This window comes from Franconibacter daqui, from assembly GCF_014644275.1.
Lineage (GTDB): Bacteria > Pseudomonadota > Gammaproteobacteria > Enterobacterales > Enterobacteriaceae > Franconibacter > Franconibacter pulveris.
On record NZ_BMKJ01000002.1, the window covers coordinates 322,769 to 341,945 of the forward strand.

The 19,177-nt window shown below is 52.9% G+C and carries 20 protein-coding genes, 1 tRNA gene and 1 pseudogene; 7 read left to right on the forward strand and 15 right to left on the reverse strand.

What is annotated here, in order from left to right:
- Positions 1–10: 10 nt before the first annotated feature.
- Positions 11–2,200, reverse strand: coding sequence for a type I Zorya anti-phage system protein ZorA1 (gene zorA1 / locus IEX01_RS10810; protein WP_188723940.1), 2,190 nt, complete (start codon positions 2,198–2,200; stop codon positions 11–13).
- 326 nt (positions 2,201–2,526) lie between these two features.
- Here zorA1 and IEX01_RS10815 point away from each other — a divergent pair, with 326 nt between their 5' ends.
- The gene (locus tag IEX01_RS10815) at positions 2,527–2,682 is read left to right on the forward strand and encodes a DNA methyltransferase family protein (protein ID WP_229701839.1); all 156 of its coding nucleotides are present in this window, start codon (positions 2,527–2,529) and stop codon (positions 2,680–2,682) included.
- Positions 2,634–3,713: pseudogene (locus tag IEX01_RS10820) on the forward strand (DUF3387 domain-containing protein); the annotation flags it as partial. The gene IEX01_RS10815 and the pseudogene IEX01_RS10820, both read left to right, overlap by 49 nt.
- A 334-nt stretch (positions 3,714–4,047) precedes the next feature.
- Here IEX01_RS10820 and IEX01_RS10825 read toward each other — a convergent pair.
- The 6 genes from IEX01_RS10825 to IEX01_RS10850 all read right to left on the reverse strand — a co-directional run bounded on the left by IEX01_RS10825 (position 4,048) and on the right by IEX01_RS10850 (position 6,700).
- Positions 4,048–4,476, reverse strand: coding sequence for a HigA family addiction module antitoxin (locus tag IEX01_RS10825; RefSeq protein WP_188723836.1), 429 nt, complete (start codon positions 4,474–4,476; stop codon positions 4,048–4,050).
- Positions 4,477–4,622: 146 nt separating this feature from the next.
- Complete coding sequence (locus tag IEX01_RS10830) at positions 4,623–5,276, reverse strand: YagK/YfjJ domain-containing protein (RefSeq protein ID WP_188723837.1); 654 nt, start codon at positions 5,274–5,276, stop codon at positions 4,623–4,625.
- Positions 5,277–5,441: 165 nt separating this feature from the next.
- Positions 5,442–5,642 (reverse strand): helix-turn-helix transcriptional regulator, encoded by a 201-nt coding sequence (locus tag IEX01_RS21835; RefSeq protein ID WP_188723838.1) that lies wholly within the window; start codon positions 5,640–5,642, stop codon positions 5,442–5,444.
- A gap of 13 nt (positions 5,643–5,655) precedes the next feature.
- Positions 5,656–5,877, reverse strand: a complete 222-nt coding sequence (locus IEX01_RS10840) for a helix-turn-helix transcriptional regulator (RefSeq protein WP_229701840.1) — start codon at positions 5,875–5,877, stop codon at positions 5,656–5,658.
- A gap of 52 nt (positions 5,878–5,929) precedes the next feature.
- Positions 5,930–6,451: a hypothetical protein gene (locus IEX01_RS10845; protein WP_188723840.1), complete on the reverse strand. Its 522-nt coding sequence runs from the start codon at positions 6,449–6,451 to the stop codon at positions 5,930–5,932.
- A gap of 173 nt (positions 6,452–6,624) precedes the next feature.
- Positions 6,625–6,700: transfer RNA gene (locus tag IEX01_RS10850), tRNA-Ile, on the reverse strand.
- 127 nt (positions 6,701–6,827) lie between these two features.
- Here IEX01_RS10850 and mug point away from each other — a divergent pair.
- Positions 6,828–7,334, forward strand: a complete 507-nt coding sequence (gene mug, locus IEX01_RS10855) for a G/U mismatch-specific DNA glycosylase (protein WP_024558905.1) — start codon at positions 6,828–6,830, stop codon at positions 7,332–7,334.
- Between the two features lie 259 nt (positions 7,335–7,593).
- Here mug and IEX01_RS10860 read toward each other — a convergent pair whose 3' ends face one another.
- The 5 genes from IEX01_RS10860 to IEX01_RS10880 form a co-directional block, all read right to left on the reverse strand.
- Positions 7,594–8,019 (reverse strand): YuaE family lipoprotein, encoded by a 426-nt coding sequence (locus IEX01_RS10860; RefSeq protein WP_024558906.1) that lies wholly within the window; start codon positions 8,017–8,019, stop codon positions 7,594–7,596.
- A gap of 235 nt (positions 8,020–8,254) precedes the next feature.
- Positions 8,255–10,093 carry an RNA polymerase sigma factor RpoD gene (gene rpoD / locus IEX01_RS10865; RefSeq protein WP_024558907.1) on the reverse strand — a complete coding sequence of 613 codons (1,839 nt, stop codon included), beginning with the start codon at positions 10,091–10,093 and terminating at the stop codon, positions 8,255–8,257.
- A gap of 152 nt (positions 10,094–10,245) precedes the next feature.
- Positions 10,246–11,991 (reverse strand): DNA primase, encoded by a 1,746-nt coding sequence (gene dnaG / locus IEX01_RS10870; RefSeq protein WP_024558908.1) that lies wholly within the window; start codon positions 11,989–11,991, stop codon positions 10,246–10,248.
- Between the two features lie 114 nt (positions 11,992–12,105).
- Positions 12,106–12,321, reverse strand: coding sequence for a 30S ribosomal protein S21 (gene rpsU / locus IEX01_RS10875; protein WP_001144069.1), 216 nt, complete (start codon positions 12,319–12,321; stop codon positions 12,106–12,108).
- Positions 12,322–12,373: 52 nt separating this feature from the next.
- Complete coding sequence (locus IEX01_RS10880; protein ID WP_154663432.1) at positions 12,374–12,535, reverse strand: hypothetical protein; 162 nt, start codon at positions 12,533–12,535, stop codon at positions 12,374–12,376.
- Positions 12,536–12,570: 35 nt separating this feature from the next.
- Between IEX01_RS10880 and tsaD the strand changes: the two genes are divergently transcribed.
- Positions 12,571–13,587 carry a tRNA (adenosine(37)-N6)-threonylcarbamoyltransferase complex transferase subunit TsaD gene (gene tsaD, locus IEX01_RS10885; RefSeq protein WP_028019989.1) on the forward strand — a complete coding sequence of 339 codons (1,017 nt, stop codon included), beginning with the start codon at positions 12,571–12,573 and terminating at the stop codon, positions 13,585–13,587.
- Between the two features lie 33 nt (positions 13,588–13,620).
- Here tsaD and plsY read toward each other — a convergent pair whose 3' ends face one another.
- Positions 13,621–14,247, reverse strand: a complete 627-nt coding sequence (gene plsY / locus IEX01_RS10890) for a glycerol-3-phosphate 1-O-acyltransferase PlsY (RefSeq protein WP_024558909.1) — start codon at positions 14,245–14,247, stop codon at positions 13,621–13,623.
- A 106-nt stretch (positions 14,248–14,353) separates the two neighbouring features.
- On the opposite strand from plsY, the gene folB reads away from it, so the two are divergent.
- Both folB and bacA read left to right on the forward strand, forming a co-directional pair.
- Complete coding sequence (folB, locus tag IEX01_RS10895) at positions 14,354–14,713, forward strand: bifunctional dihydroneopterin aldolase/7,8-dihydroneopterin epimerase (protein ID WP_024558910.1); 360 nt, start codon at positions 14,354–14,356, stop codon at positions 14,711–14,713.
- A 126-nt stretch (positions 14,714–14,839) separates the two neighbouring features.
- Positions 14,840–15,658: an undecaprenyl-diphosphate phosphatase gene (gene bacA / locus IEX01_RS10900; RefSeq protein WP_024558911.1), complete on the forward strand. Its 819-nt coding sequence runs from the start codon at positions 14,840–14,842 to the stop codon at positions 15,656–15,658.
- 4 nt (positions 15,659–15,662) lie between these two features.
- Here bacA and IEX01_RS10905 read toward each other — a convergent pair whose 3' ends face one another.
- Positions 15,663–16,910: a multifunctional CCA addition/repair protein gene (locus IEX01_RS10905; protein ID WP_024558912.1), complete on the reverse strand. Its 1,248-nt coding sequence runs from the start codon at positions 16,908–16,910 to the stop codon at positions 15,663–15,665.
- Between the two features lie 96 nt (positions 16,911–17,006).
- Positions 17,007–17,627: a TIGR04211 family SH3 domain-containing protein gene (locus IEX01_RS10910; protein ID WP_024558913.1), complete on the reverse strand. Its 621-nt coding sequence runs from the start codon at positions 17,625–17,627 to the stop codon at positions 17,007–17,009.
- A gap of 248 nt (positions 17,628–17,875) precedes the next feature.
- On the opposite strand from IEX01_RS10910, the gene IEX01_RS10915 reads away from it, so the two are divergent.
- Entirely contained in the window at positions 17,876–19,177 is a 1,302-nt protein-coding gene (locus IEX01_RS10915; RefSeq protein ID WP_048887942.1) for a CYTH domain-containing protein, read from the forward strand.

Genomic DNA, 19,177 nt, shown 5'->3' on the forward strand with positions numbered 1-19,177 from the left:
CTGTCACCCCTTAGGCACGAACGCGTGACAGAACATCATCAAGCTCGCTGACGCTCTCTCCAATCTGTTCAACAGAACCCGCGAGCAGAGTAGAGGCCTTCGCCATTTCCACGTCCAGTTTGCCAAGCGTTTTATCAAGGCTGCGTAAAACACCTTCAGAGAAGTCTTCGAACCCTTTTCCGAGCACGCCACTGACATTTTCCATAAAAGCTTGTGCTTCACGGTTGTAGCCCTGAAGACGCTCACCATGTAGCTGAAGATCGGCGATGAATTTGTTGCGGGTGGTTTGTTCAGACTGCGTATTTGCGGCGAGCAGCTCCAGCATGGCAATGGATTTGCTAATGGCTTCCCGGTTGTTACGATAATCAGCCACAACGGAAGTAAGTTCGCTGGTGGCAAGGGAGAGTGATGAACCTGCTGATTGCGCTTTATTCAGCACGTCAGCGGTAAGGTGGTTTGCTTCCGACACGCGATCACCTGCATGTTCAAAGCGTTCGGCAGCCAGACGCATTTTGTCTGCGCCGTTTTGCATATCCTGAATTTGTCGGTTGGTTTGTTCTGCGAGTAAGCGAAGTGTTTCTGTCGTTCCCTGATGCTGGCTGGCAACAGTGTCGATCAGTTGTTTGATCTGATCGTCTACCTCACTCATCACACGCTGTGTCTGTTCATGCAGTGACTGCTGATTGGCTTGCTGAGTCGCTGAAATCTGTTGCTGACCCTTATCAATCTGCCCAAACAGGCTACCCAGTTGTCCACTAAGCGACTCGACAGAGGCTGCCATTTTTTCCATTGTGGCGCTTTGCCCCTGCTGCACTGAATTCTGAATGGCTTCAATAAAGGCGGTCATATGTTCTGCCTGGGCTTTTTCTCGCGCCTCGCTATCAGCGAACATTTTTTCCAGTTGGCGAGCCATTCGCTCACCGGCACCTTCACCTTCCGCGCCAATTTTAGCCACCGAGGCCTGAAGGCTAGTGAGCATGTCATTCAGGCCAGCCTGCATAGCTTGCTGGCCAGATTTCATCTCTGATAACAGTTGCTCGATGAGCTGCGCGCTGCCCTGGCGGGAATCATCGCTCACCTGACGCATGTCCTGTAATAACGTGGCGAAACCGGTTTGCATTGTTTGAATAGCGCCAACAGTCTGCCCCATCATGTCATTCAGATTTGTAAACTGCTGTCCAAAGGTGGTATCAAGTTTCGCCATAAATGCGGTCAGCACATCCTGCAGCATATTCTGCACCATGCCGCTTTGATCGCCGCTGGCGGTCTGAACTGCACCCGCGATTTTTTCCAGCGGTGACTTCAGACTATTTTCAATTGCACCACTCACCTGGTCGGCAAACTGTGCACCCGATTCGCGATAGGTGTTACTTAATGTATTCGCCAGTCGTTCATTTTCAATTTTCTGGCTTTCGGCCAGACCCAGCAACATATCGCGTAAATCGGTAACCAGACTCTCTTTCAATTGGCGTGCCTGAGTTGCGCTTTCACTACTGGATTTCACCAGCGAGGCAAGGTACTCCTCGCCAACACCGCTGTCATAGAGAGAATCCAGGGCCGCAGTGAATTTTTCCAGATACTTGTAGCATTTAGCGATGGATAGCTTTTCCAGCCAGGTGACCAGAATGGAAGCAAAAATAGCAAATGCCGAACCCAGAAAGGCATATAGCACATCGTGCAGCAGATTATTGACGCTGCTGGTGACCTGCTCAGGTGTAGTGGGATCGAAATGGTTGAGCCCAATCATTAGTCCGTAAAAGGTGCCGATAATTCCCACACCTGTCAGAATACCGGGCAGATGTTTAAAGAACTCAGTGTTTAGCGGAATATCAACCAGTTGTTGTTCTGAGAAAAAACTTGCGCTTGGTGCTGTAGCGCGAACTCGAACAATTTTTTCTTCTCCGTTCTCAAGTTCACGCTGTGGGTGCAATGATTCTTCGAACTCGTTCCACGCATGCCTGAGTTCAGGCCGCTGAAACAGGCTTTGCAGATGAGCTATCTGAACCTCTGGCTCGCTTTTTTCAATGCTGTTGATTAATCGTGTGTATTTTTTCAGGCCACTAACAATTCTGATAGCTCTGACTAAATAAAAGAAAATAAAACATATGACGGCAAAGGTAACGAGGCCGATGACTGTGACAGGTACCTTATGGGGTTCCACAGATGTAAGTGTCACTAAAAGGGAATTAAGCCAGGACATTGTTTTACCCGTTAAAATATTATCCATAATAAGAATAACTATCAGCAATTAAATCAATAATTAGTTGATTTATATGCAGTAGTTTTTAGTGTGTCTCTAGGCTAACCCTGAACAGCTCCCGTCGTTCAAAAGATGAACGGTATAAGAGGAATAAGCAGGCGAGACGATGAGCTAGTTTCCTATTTTTTACCCTGCAAAAGCAAACTTCTTCATGCTGTGTCGTTTGTAATCGCTCACGTTCCGGGTATCATTTTGCGAACTGCATTCCACATCTGTATTTGTAATAAGCGTGACTGCTTTTCGCTACGATCTACCCCGAGGATTTCATGAACAACCCTGAACGACAGTTTCTTACTGAGCTGGATAACAAATTCTGGAAGGCGGCCGACAAGCTGCGCGCCAACATGGATGCCGCCAACTACAAGCATGTGGTAAACCAGGCGGTTTGGTGGTGGATTACATCGGTATCGCCAATGAACTAAAACAGGCATTGAAAACCTATACCGATTCCAAAGGCAAGGGACAGACGACTGTCGATGCCCGTGAAGCTTTCGCTATTCTGCTGGAAAAGCTGGATGTAATTCATGGGATGTTTGCTAAAACACCCACCGCTGCCGGGTTTGATTACACCGGTTTTGCAGAGATGCCCCAACGATTTTTACTCAAAGCCGCTGATTATGTGCTGGGTCTCGATGACGGTAAAAAGCGCTTCTTTGATGTTGTGCTGGCAATGAACAAAGCATGGTCACTATGCAGCACACTGGATGAAGCTCAATCTCTACAGAAAGAGATAGCATTTTTGTCTGCGGTGAAAGTGGCAATAATCAAGCTGACAACAACCGATAAGAAATTCAGTCAGTCAGAGAAAAATACGCTACTCGGTAAAATCCTCGATAACGCTATTGTTGCGAACGGGGTGGATGATGTTTTTGCACTGGCAGGTCTGGAAAAACCAAATATCGGATTGTTGTCAGACGAGTTTCTGGAAGAAGTGCGCGAAATGCCGCAGCGCAATCTGGCAGTGGAACTGTTGGAGAAACTGCTAAATGACGGCATTCATGCCCGTACCAAAAACAACGTGGTGCAGGAAAAGAAATACTCAGATCGCCTGAAAGCCGTGCTGCTCAAATACAATAACCGCGCCATTGAAACTGCCCAGGTCATTGAAGAACTGATCCAGATGGCAAAAGAGTTTCAGGAAGCAATGGCGCGTGATGAGTCGCTGGGGCTAAACCCGGACGAAATCGCCTTCTACGATGCACTGGCGGAAAACGAGAGCGCAGTGCGAGAACTGGGTGATGATGTTCTTAAGAAACTGGCTATCGAGGTCACGTTGAAACTTCGTAAATCAACGACCGTTGACTGGCAGGTTCGGGAAAGCGTACGGGCGAGATTACGGATTCTGGTACGTCAGACGCTGCGTAAGTACAAGTATCCGCCTGACAAAACACCCTATGCCGTTGAACTGATACTGAAACAGGCTGAAATGGTATCCAACAGTTGGACTGTTTGATGTGCAGTCCTTTTATTTTTAACGGTCACTGTTTTCACAAAAGGCGAAAAGTGAAAAAAATAGCATATACAATGACTTAGTGGTGATGATCACTTTTTAACTCAATCTAAAAGTGATCATACGAAAATGTCTTGGCTATATGATCACTTTCGGAGTGCTTGATGCGTATTCGGCCGCATATGTATACATTTGGCAGGGCGATTAGATCGCATTAAAGTTTAAGCTTCATGGCATCCTGTGGCTGGTCATTGGATCAGCCATTTTTTTGTCTGAAGTTTGTGCCGCTTCAGCTGCGTAAGCAATTCTATAAACGTGCTGGCCCATTAGCTCTAAGCTAATCGATATTTCCATCCTCAATTTCTTTATCGTCTCTATACCTAAGGTTCCAGTGTTGAGGTTCATCAAATTTGCAGTTAACCCGTGTTAGCGTTTCTGGATTAAAAACCAATCGAGATAGTTCATATTCATGCTGTAAGCGAATCCAATTTCCAGGTGTGCCACCGAGCACATAGCTTAACCGGAACGCCAGCTCTGTTGTGATACGTGTATATCCAGTTACTATATAATGGCACGTAGACAAGGGCATTTGCATCGCTTTTGCAAACTTTGTCAAACTAACACTCCTGAAAGCAAGAATGGCCTGAATTCTTTCTGCAGGAATCAAACTATCAAGATTTTCATAAGTCAGTATTGTTTTATTTATGGAGCGCAGAGCTTTCCGCCTGGCTTGCCTTGCTCTTTCATAACTGTGATTGTATGGCATTAATCTAACCTTATCGCTTTTCAGATTGCGGGAGTGCGCTCTAAGTAAAAGTGTTTTTATGAGATTATCAGTGGCCTGTGATTTTATTCTGATCGAGTATACTTTGCTGAGGGTAAATCAATATCTTTTATTTATGCCTGTATCACTTAATCAATAATTGGTAGTAGTTGAGTTAATGACTTTTTTTGCTTTTTTTGATCTCCTGAAATTCGTCGATTTCCATGCCTTTTGGTATAAATGTTAAAACGCTTTTTGGTCGTATTCTTAGCCAGGTAGCTCAACCGATAGATAATCTGTCCGAACAGTTTGTTATTACCAAGCTGCCAAAGATAATAGCAGTTTGCTGGCAGACTGAATGTTCCCCCTGAAACTTCATGCCAGCACATTGCCATTAATTTATTTAGCTTTCCAGGATGATTAACTTTTTGCCCATTCGCTAGCAATACGCAATGATAGTGCTGGCATGGACTGTGGCCATGCTCACGTACCCATATCAGATGAAACCAGGTTTTGGCGTAATTGTTATACAAGATTTTAGTTAGCATCTTACTAAAATTGCTCAGGATAACGTTTGTTTCGCTATGCTCTTTGACATGCAGGTCGAAACGAACCACCAGCACTTTAGTTGAAAGACTAAACATTTCCAGCACTGTATCCAGAATACTTCGCATAATTTTTGGCTCAGGACGGATCATGCATTGTGACCATTCATATACCGGCAATGCATAATTCTGATACAAAAAATAACCGAGCTTTTTCCGTGATACCTGAAAGGTTTCTACTGAGTTGCTACTAGCCATATATTATAAATAATCCTGAGTGCAGGTTAGCTTTGGCTTCTGACGTTACACGGTCTGACGACTTATTGTCTTGTCGAAAATAATGAAATATTGGTTCATCGTCAGGGTGAGCGAAATCGACAGGATATATACCTGCCGAGTTACCTTAATTTATTCGCCCTCTTACTAATACTTAATACATATCATTAATTCTGGAGGCCATCCCACAACCTTTTTCCCTACTTTAAGCGGTGGGGGGAAATCACCCTTTCGGATCCAGCGATCAAGTGTTGAGCGGCTAATTCTAAGGTGGTGGCATACATCACATTTACCATGATATCGAATGAGCGATACTGGTGTTAGATCTGTGCGGGTAGGAATAGGCATCTTTCACTATCCCTTAACGCTGGTTGCACCAGAGCAATAAATCCGATAGTAACCAAGCGCAACTACTGTTGCCTAGCTTTTTACGTGGGGGAAATTGGCCATCTCTTTCCAGCTTCCATGCCTGAGAGCGAGAGATTGCTGTAATTTTATAGCGTTCACTTTCCCTGACTAAGCGATCAGTTTCAATACCGTAAAAAGAGAGAATTTCTTGTTTCGTATGATTGTTGATGTTCATGCCCATCCTCCGTAGGATTTAGTTGGTGATGAGCATTTTGAAGTGCTTCTGATTATGCCGGTACGTACCCAGGGGCTGGGTAAAACTTTTCTGCTTTAGATTTAATCAGCTCATATCCTTTTTTGACTTGTTTCCGAATTTCCCGCGTTATGAGTTCTAAAAAAGGCATATGTATTTTTTTATCACGAGCACCGAAAGTGTTTTCGTTGCCATAGATTTCCACGTGCGCTCTCACTTCGGAGGCAAAATCGTCATGTATCTCATATGCAACCTCTGAAGCAGATAGCTTAAATTCTAATGGTTGTCGATATAGAACTTCGCGAACCAGACGACAGATTAAGCTTAAGCGAAATCTTGCACGATTTTTCGAGGCAAGCCCGCCGGTTCTCCCTGCATCAACAAAAGATTGAAAAAAGTCGTTCTCGTTTTTGTAGGATTTGTGGCGACTATTCTTAACCGAAGAACGATGATGCTCATCAGGGCCTAGACCAGCCCCAATGCGAAAATTACGATCGCAATGAGTTGGTCCCAGAAGGGAAGAGCCGTCAACCATGAACATTGAGTTTATATCCATTCGATTTTCTCGTTTTTTAGCTAAAAGAAACAAAAAGAATTTGGCTCAGAAGCAGGCAGAGTCTGATTGGTACAGATAATGATGCTGAAACGTTACCTGACCCATTACCTGACCCAATTTGCGCCCAAAGAAAAAGGAGTCAGACGATTTTTCATCTAACTCCTTGTTTTGTCTGGTGGCCCCTGCTGGACTTGAACCAGCGACCAAGCGATTATGAGTCGCCTGCTCTAACCACTGAGCTAAGGGGCCGTGGCGCTGGATTATAAAGGAAGTGGCGGTGCCAATCCAGCCTAAGCGGTAACGGGTGCTGTTTTTCTAAGCAACCTGTTTGCCAGGCCTTATACTTTAGGAATCCGTAAGTTATCAGGGCAAGAATATGATTACCGATATTATCGCGCCGGGGCTGCGCGTGGTTTTTTGTGGAATTAACCCCGGCAAGTCGTCGGCGCACACCGGGTATCACTTCGCCCATCCGGGCAACCGCTTCTGGAAGGTTATCCATCAGGCCGGGTTTACCGAACGGCAACTCAAGCCTGAAGAAGAGCACGAGCTGCTGGATACCCGCTGTGGCATCACCATGCTGGTTGAGCGCCCCACGGTGCAGGCGAGCGAGGTGGAAAAGCAGGAGTTGCACGAAGGCGGGCGTTTGCTTGTAAAAAAGATTGAGCAGTACCAGCCGCAGGCGCTGGCGGTGCTGGGCAAGAAAGCGTTTGAGCAGGCGTTCAGCCAGCGCGGCGTGAAGTGGGGAAAGCAGAATATAACGATTGGTGAAACGCAAGTATGGGTGCTGCCGAATCCTAGCGGGTTAAACCGCGCTTCGCTGGAAAAACTGGTGGAGTCTTATCGCGAGCTGGACGAAGCGCTGGCCATGCGCGGACGGTAGGAGAGGGCGCAGGCGCTACGCTTTTTGTTCTGCTAAACCCTATCCCCTCGCCCCGACCTTCTCCCCAAAGGGAAGAGAGGGAAAAGCCTCAGGAAAGGTTGTGTTGTGACGGCAGGCGTCGCTTCGCTGCCCCCTGCGACGTGAACACCGTATGAAGCAGGCGTCGCGGGTAGCGCTTCGCTGACTGGTTCTGCAGAGGTGAGCGATAACCGCCGCGCATTCCTTAAAAAAACCGCCTGCTGAGAGGCGGTTTTTTATGTTAGTCAGCGAGGCTGGCTGTGGCCTGGTCGACCAGCATCTGGCCGAGTGACGCTTCAATCTTGTAGCACAGCGTCTGCATGCGAGACTGGTAAGCGCTCATCACGATGTCGTTGATGCGCGGGTTCAAATCTTCTTTTACTGAGAGAAACTTGCTGGTTTTCGCAGTCAGTGTCGCCATCTCGCTCGCGTAGCGGTTGTAGGTGCGCGGCCCGTAGGCCCGCAGGGCTTCAAGCTCCTTGCGGCAGGTCTCCTGCGCCATCAGGCCATTATTATCCGGCTCGGTGCGGGCAGGCGGCGCTGGCGGCTGCGGCGCGATAGCGGCAGGCTGAGCAGGCGCGGGCGTAACCAGAGAAGTGGGTTTCTGAGATTTATTTACGCAGCCTGCCAGAACGACGCATAGCGTCACAAGCATCATTTTTTTCATTCGTATGGGGTCCCTTGCTGTGTCAAAAAACACACGAAGCCGGTTCGATTGGCTCAAACAGAGGGAAGTTACATGATGAAAGATAATTCTGACAAATGAATTTTGCTTAACTAACCGGCGCGCTCACAAAAACAAAGCGGCCCGGTAAAGCGTGATTTTACAGCGGGATATCGGTCGCGCAGAAAAACGGCAATAAAAAAGCCCTCGCGAGGAGGGCTTAGTCAGAAAGCGACGATTAATCGTCAAGGAAGCTGCGCAGCACTTCAGAGCGGCTCGGGTGACGCAGCTTACGCAGCGCCTTCGCTTCGATCTGACGGATACGTTCGCGGGTAACGTCGAACTGTTTACCCACTTCTTCCAGCGTATGGTCGGTGTTCATGTCGATACCGAAACGCATACGCAGCACCTTCGCTTCGCGCGCGGTCAGGCCTGCCAGCACGTCGTGCGTGGCGGCGCGCAGGCTTTCCGTGGTCGCGGAGTCCAGCGGCAGCTCGAGGGTGGTATCCTCGATAAAATCGCCCAGATGCGAATCTTCATCGTCGCCAATCGGCGTTTCCATGGAGATTGGCTCTTTGGCGATTTTCAGCACCTTGCGGATTTTATCTTCCGGCATCAGCATGCGCTCGGCCAGCTCTTCCGGCGTCGGCTCGCGGCCCATCTCCTGCAGCATCTGGCGCGAAATACGGTTGAGCTTGTTGATGGTCTCAATCATATGCACCGGAATACGGATGGTACGTGCCTGGTCGGCGATAGAACGGGTGATAGCCTGACGGATCCACCAGGTGGCGTAAGTGGAGAACTTATAGCCACGGCGATATTCAAACTTATCCACCGCTTTCATCAGGCCGATGTTGCCTTCCTGAATCAGGTCGAGGAACTGCAGACCGCGGTTGGTGTATTTCTTGGCGATAGAAATCACCAGACGCAGGTTCGCTTCCACCATCTCTTTCTTCGCACGGCGGGCTTTCGCTTCGCCGATAGACATGCGACGGTTGATGTCTTTCACCTGCTCGATGGTCAGGCCGGTCTCTTCTTCAATCTGCTGCAGCTTTTGCAGGCTGCGATGCACATCTTCCGTTACTTCATGGAGCTTCTCAGACCATGGTTTGTTCATGGCGATAGCGGCGTTGAACCAGGTTTCGCTGGTCTCGTTGCCGGTGAAGAGCGTGATGAAGTTCTTCTTCGGCATTTTGCACTGCTCAACGCACAGCTTCATGATGATGCGTTCCTGGGTACGCACGCGGTCCATCATGGCGCGCATATTATTCACCAGGTAATCGAACTGCTTCGGCACCAGACGGAACTGCTTGAACACTTCAGACAGCTTCAGGATCTCTTCCTGAGCGGCGGCATTGCTGCGGCCCTTGGCTTTAATGGTGTCGCGGGTGACCTCGTACTGGGTGCGCAGCTCTACAAACTTCTCGCGCGCCAGTTCCGGGTCGATGCTGTTGTCGTCATCACTGCTGTCGTCGTCAGACTCTTCGTCTTCATCCTCGTCGTCGTCCATCTCTTCCTGAGAGAGTTCAGAGCCAACGTGGGTGGCGGTCGGCGCCATGTCTTCTTCCGCGTTCGGATCGACAAAGCCGGTGATGAGGTCGGACAGGCGCGCTTCGCCTGCTTCTACGCGATCGTACTGCTCCAGCAGATAGGTGATCGCTTCCGGGTATTCTGCAACAGAGCACTGTACCTGGTTGATACCGTCTTCGATGCGTTTAGCGATGTCGATTTCGCCTTCACGCGTCAAAAGTTCAACGGTACCCATTTCGCGCATGTACATGCGCACCGGGTCGGTGGTACGCCCGATTTCAGATTCCACGCTGGAAAGCACCTGCGCGGCGGCTTCGGCAGCATCTTCGTCCGCTGTGTTTTCCGCCAGCATCAGATCGTCGGCGTCCGGGGCCTCTTCCATTACCTGGATGCCCATGTCGTTGATCATCTGAATGATGTCTTCGATCTGGTCGGAGTCGACAATATCTTCCGGCAGATGGTCATTGACCTCAGCATAGGTCAGATAGCCTTGCTCCTTACCACGAGTGACAAGAAGCTTCAGCTGTGACTGCGGGTTTTGCTCCATAAGACGGTATCCACACTTATTTCATGAGGGTTGGTGTCGGTAGGCGTTGCCGCCAACAATAGCATTGCGGGCTAATTTCTTTTGTTGCCGCTGCCCGGCATGCGGCTTTCGGGGGTGTCCCGATATATAATCGGCAATTAAGCCGCAGAAAATTATTTTTTAGCGCGTGCTTCAGTTATCACGCGAACTTCTTCACGCTCCGCCGGCGTTAACCCATGGGTACGCGAGCGGGCGATCAATTCCGTTAATCGCAACTCCAGCGCTGAATCGAAAAGATGGTCCAGCGAGTCCGTGAACGTTTTTTCTGCAATGTCCTTATCTGCTATATCGTCCCATGTTGCGAGTTTTTCAAGGGTAGCGGCCTCTTTTGTGCCGCGATAATGCTCAAGCAACTGTCCGGTGGTCAGACCAGGTTGAGAAAGACACGTATTTACCAGCTCGGCGAAAAGCGCGAGGCCGGGTAATTTGCTCTCATCAAGCCCGGCGAGCGACGGCACCAGCGGCGCCAGCTCGGGGTTCTGCACCAGTAACCCTATCAGTATACGCATGGTTGTGCGTTTTAGCGTTGGCGCCGGGCGCGATTGGGCATTATCCGATTGTTTGGGCATCAGCCGCTCAAGCTGGCTGTCATCCAGAATGCCGAGCTTGTTGCCAAGCTCCTGGCGCAGATAAATACGCAACGTTTCGCCTGGCACCTGGCTGATTAACGGCAGCGCCAGCGTGCTGAGCTGCGCGCGGCCGTCCGGCGAGCTTAAGTCTACCTGCGGCAGCAGGCTGTTGAACAGGAAAGTGGAAAGCGGCTGCGCCTGTTCCATTCGTTGTTCAAACGCCGCTTTGCCCTCTTTGCGCACCAGCGTATCCGGGTCTTCGCCCTCGGGCAGAAACATAAAGCGTAGCTGACGGCCGTCGGTCATGTACGGCAGGGCGGTTTCCAGCGCGCGCCAGGCTGCGCTGCGGCCCGCGCGGTCGCCGTCGTAACAGCAGATGACGGTATTGGTCACCCGGAAGAGCATCTGGATATGCTCCGCGGTCGTCGACGTGCCGAGCGAAGCTACCGCATAGTTAATGCCATACTGGCCCAGCGCGACAACGTCCATATACCCTTCCACCACCAGCAGGCGGGGCGGGTTCTGATTGCTTTGCTGCGCTTCATAAAGGCCATACAGCTGGCGGCCTTTGTGGAAAATCTCGGTTTCCGGAGAGTTCAGATACTTCGGCAGGGCATCGCCCATTACGCGGCCGCCAAAGCCAATCACGCGGCCTCGTTTGTCGCGAATGGGGAACATCACCCGCTCGCGGAAACGGTCGTAGCTGCGGCCCTGGTCGTTGGTCACCAGCATGCCCGCATCGATTAACGATTTGCGGTTTTCGCTGTTGCCGCCGAAGCGCTTAAGCACGTTATCCCAGCCCGGCGGCGCGTAGCCGATGGCGAAATGGCGGATCACCTCTTCGCTCAACCCACGCTTTTGCAGATACTGCCTTGCCGGTTCGGCGCCCGGTTGCGCCAGCGCTTGCTGATAAAACGCGTTCAGGCCGTCGAGCAGCTCGTACAGCGTCTGACGCTGATGGCGTTCGATCTGGCTTGGGCCGTTGCCTGCTTCGTAAGGCACTTCGAGGTTGTGCATGGCCGCCAGTTCTTCGACGGTTTCCACGAACTCGAGCTTGTCGTAGTTCATCAGAAAGTCGATGGCGTTGCCGTGCGCGCCACAGCCGAAGCAGTGATAAAACTGTTTTTCACCGTTTACGGTGAAAGAGGGGGTTTTCTCGTTATGGAAAGGACAGCACGCATGGTAGTTCTTGCCCTGTTTTTTGAGCTTCACGCGCGCATCAATCAGGTCGACAATATCGGTGCGAGCCAACAGGTCATTGATAAAGACACGTGGGATTCGTCCAGCCATAAGCCCCGTTTTTTATCAGTCCATAAACGAAAATAAGCCGCGCATTCCTTTCGGAAGCACGGCCTCTACAACTACTACTCGGTCTGTCGCTGAGGGGAGCGCCCCCTCAGGGAATTAGTACAGACGAGTACGGCGTGCGTTTTCGCGAGCCAGTTTCTTCGCGTGACGTTTCACTGCGGAAGCTTTGGCGCGTTTACGTTCGGTAGTCGGTTTTTCATAGAACTCACGACGACGAACTTCCGCCAGAACACCTGCTTTCTCGCAGGAACGCTTGAAGCGACGCAGTGCTACGTCGAACGGCTCGTTTTCACGTACTTTAATTACCGGCATGTGCCTCTCACCTTTGATTAATTCGGTTTGCTGCTGGCATCAAAACGCCAGCTTATTTCAAAATGGTGCGGAATTTTACTGCAATTGCTGCTGCTTTGTAAAGCATCAGCAGCGGCAAAACCTGCTTTTTGTGCAGACGCTTCCAGGGGGCAAGATTATACATGAAGCGCCCGCCTGGGTTGAGCAAAGTTTTACATCGCAGGCGTACCGTCATACACTGCGCGCCATGCGAAAGAGGTAAAAAAAGCCATGCGTGTACTGGGTATTGAGACATCCTGTGATGAAACCGGCATCGCCATTTATGACGATGAGAAAGGGCTGTTAGCCAACCAATTGTATAGTCAGGTGAAACTGCACGCTGACTACGGCGGCGTGGTGCCGGAGCTCGCCTCGCGCGACCACGTGCGCAAAACCGTGCCGTTGATTCAGGCGGCGCTGAAAGAGGCGAATCTCGCCGCGCAGGAGATAGACGCGGTGGCCTATACCGCAGGCCCGGGGCTTGTCGGCGCGTTGCTGGTCGGCGCCACCGTCGGCCGCGCGCTGGCGTTCGCCTGGGATGTGCCGGCGATTCCGGTGCACCATATGGAAGGGCACCTGCTGGCCCCGATGCTGGAAGATAACCCGCCGGAATTCCCCTTTGTGGCGCTGCTGGTTTCCGGCGGCCATACCCAGTTGATTAGCGTAACCGGCATTGGCGAATATGAACTGCTCGGCGAATCTATTGATGACGCCGCAGGCGAAGCATTCGACAAAACCGCCAAGCTGCTGGGGCTGGATTACCCTGGCGGCCCGATGCTGTCAAAACTGGCGGCGCAGGGCGTGGCGGGGCGTTTTACCTTCCCGCGTCCGATGACCGACCGCCCGGGGCTTGATTTTAGTTTCTCCGGCCTGAAAACCTTTGCCGCCAATACCATTCGCGATAACGGCAATGACGACCAGACCCGTGCTGATATCTCCCGCGCTTTCGAAGACGCCGTGGTAGACACGCTGATGATCAAATGCCGTCGCGCGCTCGATCAAACCGGCTTTAAACGTCTGGTCATGGCAGGCGGCGTAAGCGCTAACCGCACGCTGCGCGCACGCCTGGCTGAGATGATGGAGAAGCGTAAAGGCGAAGTCTTCTATGCGCGTCCTGAATTCTGCACCGACAACGGCGCGATGATAGCCTACGCCGGTATGGTGCGTCTGAAGGCGGGCGGGGCGGCGGGCCTGGGCGTGACCGTGCGCCCGCGCTGGCCGCTGGCTGAGCTGCCGCCAGCGCAGTAAACCGCTGCGAGCCAATAAAAAAGGAGTGAATCATCACTCCTTTTTTTGTGCCTTCAGCGCGCGCTTTTTGCGAAGCTTTTCCCAGATGCGGGTTTCCTGACCGCGCCAGAGACGCTGGATATTATCGTGATGGCGCAGAAGAATCAGGCAGGAGAGCATGGAAACCGGGAAGGTGAACTGCGGCTTGAACCACCAGACGTAAAAAGGCGCCACCAGCGCGCTGATTATCGCGCCGAGCGACGAATAGCCGCTTAAAAGCACTGTCAGCAGCCAGGTGCCCGCCATCACGCCGGTTAAGTCCCAGCCAATCGGCGCAATAGCGCCAAAGGCGGTGGCGACCCCTTTGCCGCCGCGAAAATGAAAGAAAACCGGCCAGATGTGGCCAAGGCAGGCGGCAATGGCGATTAGCCCTAGCCAGAACGGCGTTACGCCCAGCGCATAAGCGCCCCAGACTGGCAGCATCCCTTTCAGGACGTCGAAAATCAGTACCGCTGCGGCTGCTCCCTTACCACCAATTCGCAAAACGTTGGTCGCTCCGGGATTGCCGGATCCACTGTCGCGAGGGTCCGGCAGACCCGCGATGCGGCAGACCAGAATGGCGCTGGAAATTGAGCCGCAAAGATACGCGAGGAGGATCATTCCAGGCGCGATTGCACTCATGACGCTGTTCCGTTGTGAAAATGTCGTTTTATTTGCTGCATCTGTGGATAATACGCATATTTCGCCGGAAGTGGTATCCGGCTGACCCAAAAACAGGCAGGGCGTGATGGATATTGTATTTATAGAGCAGCTTTCGGTAATTACCACTATTGGCGTGTATGACTGGGAACAGACTATTCAACAAAAGCTGGTGTTCGATATCGAAATCGCCTGGGATAACCGGGCGGCGGCGGGCAGCGACGATGTTAACGACTGCCTGAGCTATGCCGACGTGACGGAAGCAATTTTGAATCACGTGGAAAATGGCCGCTTTGCGCTGGTCGAGCGCGTGGCTGAAGAGGTGGCGCAGCTTATCCTTACGCGCTTCGGCGCGCCCTGGGTACGTCTTAAAGTCAGCAAGCCCGGCGCGGTGGCGCAGGCGGTTAACGTCGGCGTAATTATTGAGCGTGGCAATAATCCGAAATAAATCATTTAGTTTAATAATGATTAAACCAAACGCGGGCATACCGGTCTTACAGCAGGACCTTTCGCGGTTGTCGTGATACGCCAGCCGTTTTTTTATGTCATTTTTTTGGGGTACGAGGGTAAGTTAATGAGTGATATGCATTCGCTGCTCGTGGCGGCGATACTGGGCGTGGTAGAGGGATTAACGGAGTTTCTGCCGGTCTCCAGCACCGGTCATATGATTATTGTCGGCCACCTGTTGGGCTTTGAAGGCGAAACGGCGAAAACCTTTGAGGTGGTTATCCAGCTCGGTTCCATTCTGGCTGTGGTGGTGATGTTCTGGCGCCGCCTGTTTGGGCTCATCGGCATTCATTTCGGCCACCCTGTGCACGAAGGCGCTGGCAAAGGCCGTCTCTCTTTGATTCACATTCTGCTCGGCATGGTGCCCGCCGTCGTGCTGGGGCTGGTGTTCCACGACGCCATTAAGTCGCTGTTTAACCCGATAAACGTTATGTATGCGCTGGTCGTGGGCGGTCTGCTGCTGATTGCCGCCGAATGCCTGAAGCCAAAAGAGCCGCGCGCGCTCGGCATCGACGACATGACTTACCGTCAGGCGTTTATGATTGGCTGCTTCCAGTGTCTGGCGTTGTGGCCGGGCTTCTCCCGTTCGGGGGCGACCATTTCCGGCGGCATGCTGATGGGCGTGAGCCGTTATGCGGCTTCCGAGTTCTCGTTCCTGCTGGCGGTGCCGATGATGATGGGCGCCACCGCGCTTGACCTCTACAAGAGCATCGGCTTTCTGACGATGCACGATCTGCCGATGTTCGCGGTGGGCTTCATTACTGCGTTTATCGTGGCGCTGATAGCGATCAAAACTTTCCTGCATATCATCAAGCGCATCTCGTTTATTCCGTTCGCCATCTACCGTTTTATCGTGGCGGGCGCGGTTTACCTCGTCTTTATGTAAGGCGTCAGCCCTCAGCCTGCGGCTGGGGGCAACGTTCCGCTTTCCAGTTCGCCACGGCGCGAATGCGCCGTTTGGTTAATTCTTCGCGAATCTCCGCGCCAGTAAAGCCTGCGGCCACTACCTCTTTTGACGAAACGCTTTTCGCCACTTCCCAGGCTTCGCGCAGCAAACGCCCCTGCGGGTAATCGTTCGCTTCAAAGCCGGTGCGCCCGCGCACGTCCGCTTCGCTGGTAATGGCGATTTGCTCCACGCGCTGCGGCTTGCGCCAGGCGTCGATGGCGTCGAAAAGGTTTACGATGGTGCGCGGCTTAAGCATAGGGAAGGTATGGATAAGGTCATGGAACTCTGCCACCAGCTTTGCGAGATCGCGAATTTCATTCGGCACGCGCAGTCGCTGGCAGACCCGCTCCACAAGCCGTACGCCCGCCGGGCCGTGGCCGTGATGGCGCGGCCAGAGGTGTTTCGGCGTCAGCCCTTTGCCGAGATCATGCAAAAGCGCGGCGAAACGCACGTCTACCGCCGGGCTTAGCATCGCCGCCATCGAGAGCGTCATCAAGGTGTGAATGCCGGTGTCGATCTCCGGGTGCCATTTCTCTGGCGCAGGGACGCCAAACAGCGCGTCCAGCTCCGGGAACAGCACTTTCAGCGCGTCGCATTCGCGAAGCACCATGAAGAAGACCTGCGGGTTGCGGCTGGTGAGCGCGTTTTCTGTCTCTTTCCATACGCGCTCCGGCGTCAGGTGCTCCAGCTCGCCGTTGCGCGCCATTTCGCGCATGAGCTCCAGCGTTTGCGGCGCGATGCGGAAATTAAGATGCGCGTAGCGGGCGGCGAAACGGGCGACGCGCAGCACGCGCAGCGGATCTTCCCCAAAAGCGGGGGAGACGTGGCGCAGCTGCCGTTTTTCAATGTCGGCGCGGCCATGGTAAGGGTCAATGTAATCGCCGTTTTCATCCTGGGCGATAGCGTTGATGGTGAGATCGCGGCGCAGCAAATCCTGCTCCAGCGTGACATCCGGCGCCGCGTAGCAGGTGAAGCCGGTATAGCCCTGGCCCGATTTACGCTCGGTGCGCGCCAGCGCGTACTCTTCGTGGCTTTGTGGATGCAAAAAGACCGGGAAATCCCGTCCCACCTGTTGATAGCCGTTATCGAGCATCTCCTGCGGCGTGGCGCCGACAACCACCCAATCTCTGTCCTTCACCGGTAAGCCCAACAGGGCGTCCCGTACCGCACCACCCACCAGATAACTCTTCACCCAACATTCTCCAGCTTTACAATTTGCCGACAGATAATACGTAAGTGTAGAGGAGATGGCGAAAGAAAAGGGCAGCGTAGCGCTGCCCGTGAGGGATCAACTCATCCAGCGGTCTTTGCGCTTGCGGCTTGGGATCATGTGCGGCAGCAACAGACCCAGCAGCAGCCCTACGCCCAGTACGCCGCCGCCATACATAAACCACTGCATAATAATGGTGCGCTGTTTGTCATCCAGCTGAATATTGGCGGCGTTCACTTTCTTCTGCGCCACAATAAGCTCGTTTTTCAGCTTCTGATTTTCTTCTTTCAGGCCGTTAATCACGCCGTCGCTCGCCGCCACCTTTTTCTGCATGTCGGCGGTGCGTTGGTTCCACGTCGCGTCGATATTATTGAGCTTTTCGGTCAACGTATTGACCTGGTTTTCCAGGTCCGGCACCCGGGTGCGCAGGCTGGGTTCCGCTTTTAACTGCGCGAGCGGGATCCACGCGGTGCGGCCGTTGCTGTCGCGCACCTGGCCGTAATTGGTATTGTCATTGCTTTGCAGCAGAGTGACTTCCTCGCCGGCGTTCAGGGTGCCGACCAGGCGATAGTTATCTCCCGGGCCGCTGCGCACCCAGGTATTCAGCTCGTCTGAGACATAACGTTTTTCATCCGCATGGGCCGCGGCGGTAATGCCAAGAGCGAACAAAGAGAAGCAAATGAGGCGTAATTTCTGCATTATCGGGTCATTATTGTCATAAATGTGGAACGATGGTAGTGGCAACAGTCTGACGATGCAAAGCGCAAACCTGAATGAGAATCATCCTGGTCATCCTTCGCGCGCTGCCCCCGTGGCTCAAGGGTTTTGCGACGGCTTATCTACCTGAAACATGGCAATTTGCCGCAAAATACTATCTACTGACAAATACCAGGCTATTAAGTTCGCTGGAATTTCTTCCGGTGTGACGCAACCAGAAATCAGAGACTATGGCTCAGGAAATCGAACTCAAATTTATCGTCCATCCCGCCCATGTTGATGCGCTGCGCGCGACGCTGGGCGGCCTTAGCGCCGAACACAGCGCGCCTCGCCAGCTTCTTAACATCTATTATGAAACGCCGGATAAGCAACTGCGTCAGCACGGCATGGGCCTGCGCATTCGCGGCGATAATGGCCGCTATGAGATGACGATTAAAGTGGCGGGTCGTACGGTTGGCGGCCTTCATCAGCGGCCCGAGTACAATATTGAGCTGGAAAAGCCCGAGCTCGATCTGGCCCGTTTCCCGGCGGAAATCTGGCCGGAAGGGCTAACCCCGCAGGCGATGCAGGCGGCTGCACAGCCGCTGTTCAGCACCGATTTTCATCGCGAAAAGTGGGTGGTTACTCACGGTGAAAGCCGTATTGAGCTTGCGCTCGACCTGGGAGAGGTCAAGGCCGATGAGCACCGCGAGCCCATCTGCGAGCTGGAGCTGGAACTGCTTTCCGGCAACCCGGCGGATGTGCTGAAGCTGGCGCGCCAGCTGGTTTCACAGCCCGGCCTGCGTCAGGGCAACCTCAGCAAAGCGGCGCGTGGCTATCACCTGGCCCAGGGCAATCCGGCGCGTGAAATTAAGCCGCTGACGCTGCTTAAGGTGCCGCCGAAAGCCACGGTCGAGCAGGGAATGGAAGCGGCGCTGGAACTGGCGCTGGACCACTGGCTCTGGCATGAAGAGCTGTGGCTGCGCGGCAATGGAAAAGCGAAATATCAGGTGCAGGAGGCCATTGGCCTGGTGCGCCATACGCTGGCGCTCTTCGGCGCTATCGTGCCAAGAAAAGCGAGCACTCGCTTACGTGACCTGCTGACCCAGTGCGAGGCCTCGCTTGCTTCGGAAGCGTCGGCGGAGACCGTGGCTTACGGCGCTGAACAAAGCACCGCCCGGCTGGCGCTCACCGACTGGCTGGTTTCGCGCGGCTGGCAGCCGTTTCTTGATGAGAAAGCGCGCCAGAAAATGGCGGACTCGTTCAAACGCTTTGCCGACATAAACCTCTCTCGCCACGCCTCAGAGCTGAAAAGCGCCTTTGCGCAACCGCTCGGCGACCGCTATGGCGACCAGCTGCCGCGTCTCGCCCGCGAGCTTCACGCGCTGCGTCTGCTGGCGGGCGTTTATGACGATACCGTCGCGCTTTTCTGGCTGGATAACTGGCAGGGGCTGCGCCACGCCATCGAAACCCGCCAGCGTATTGAAATTGAACATTTCCGCAACGAGGCTATCTCGCAGGCGCCGTTCTGGCTGCACAGCGGGAAAAAATAA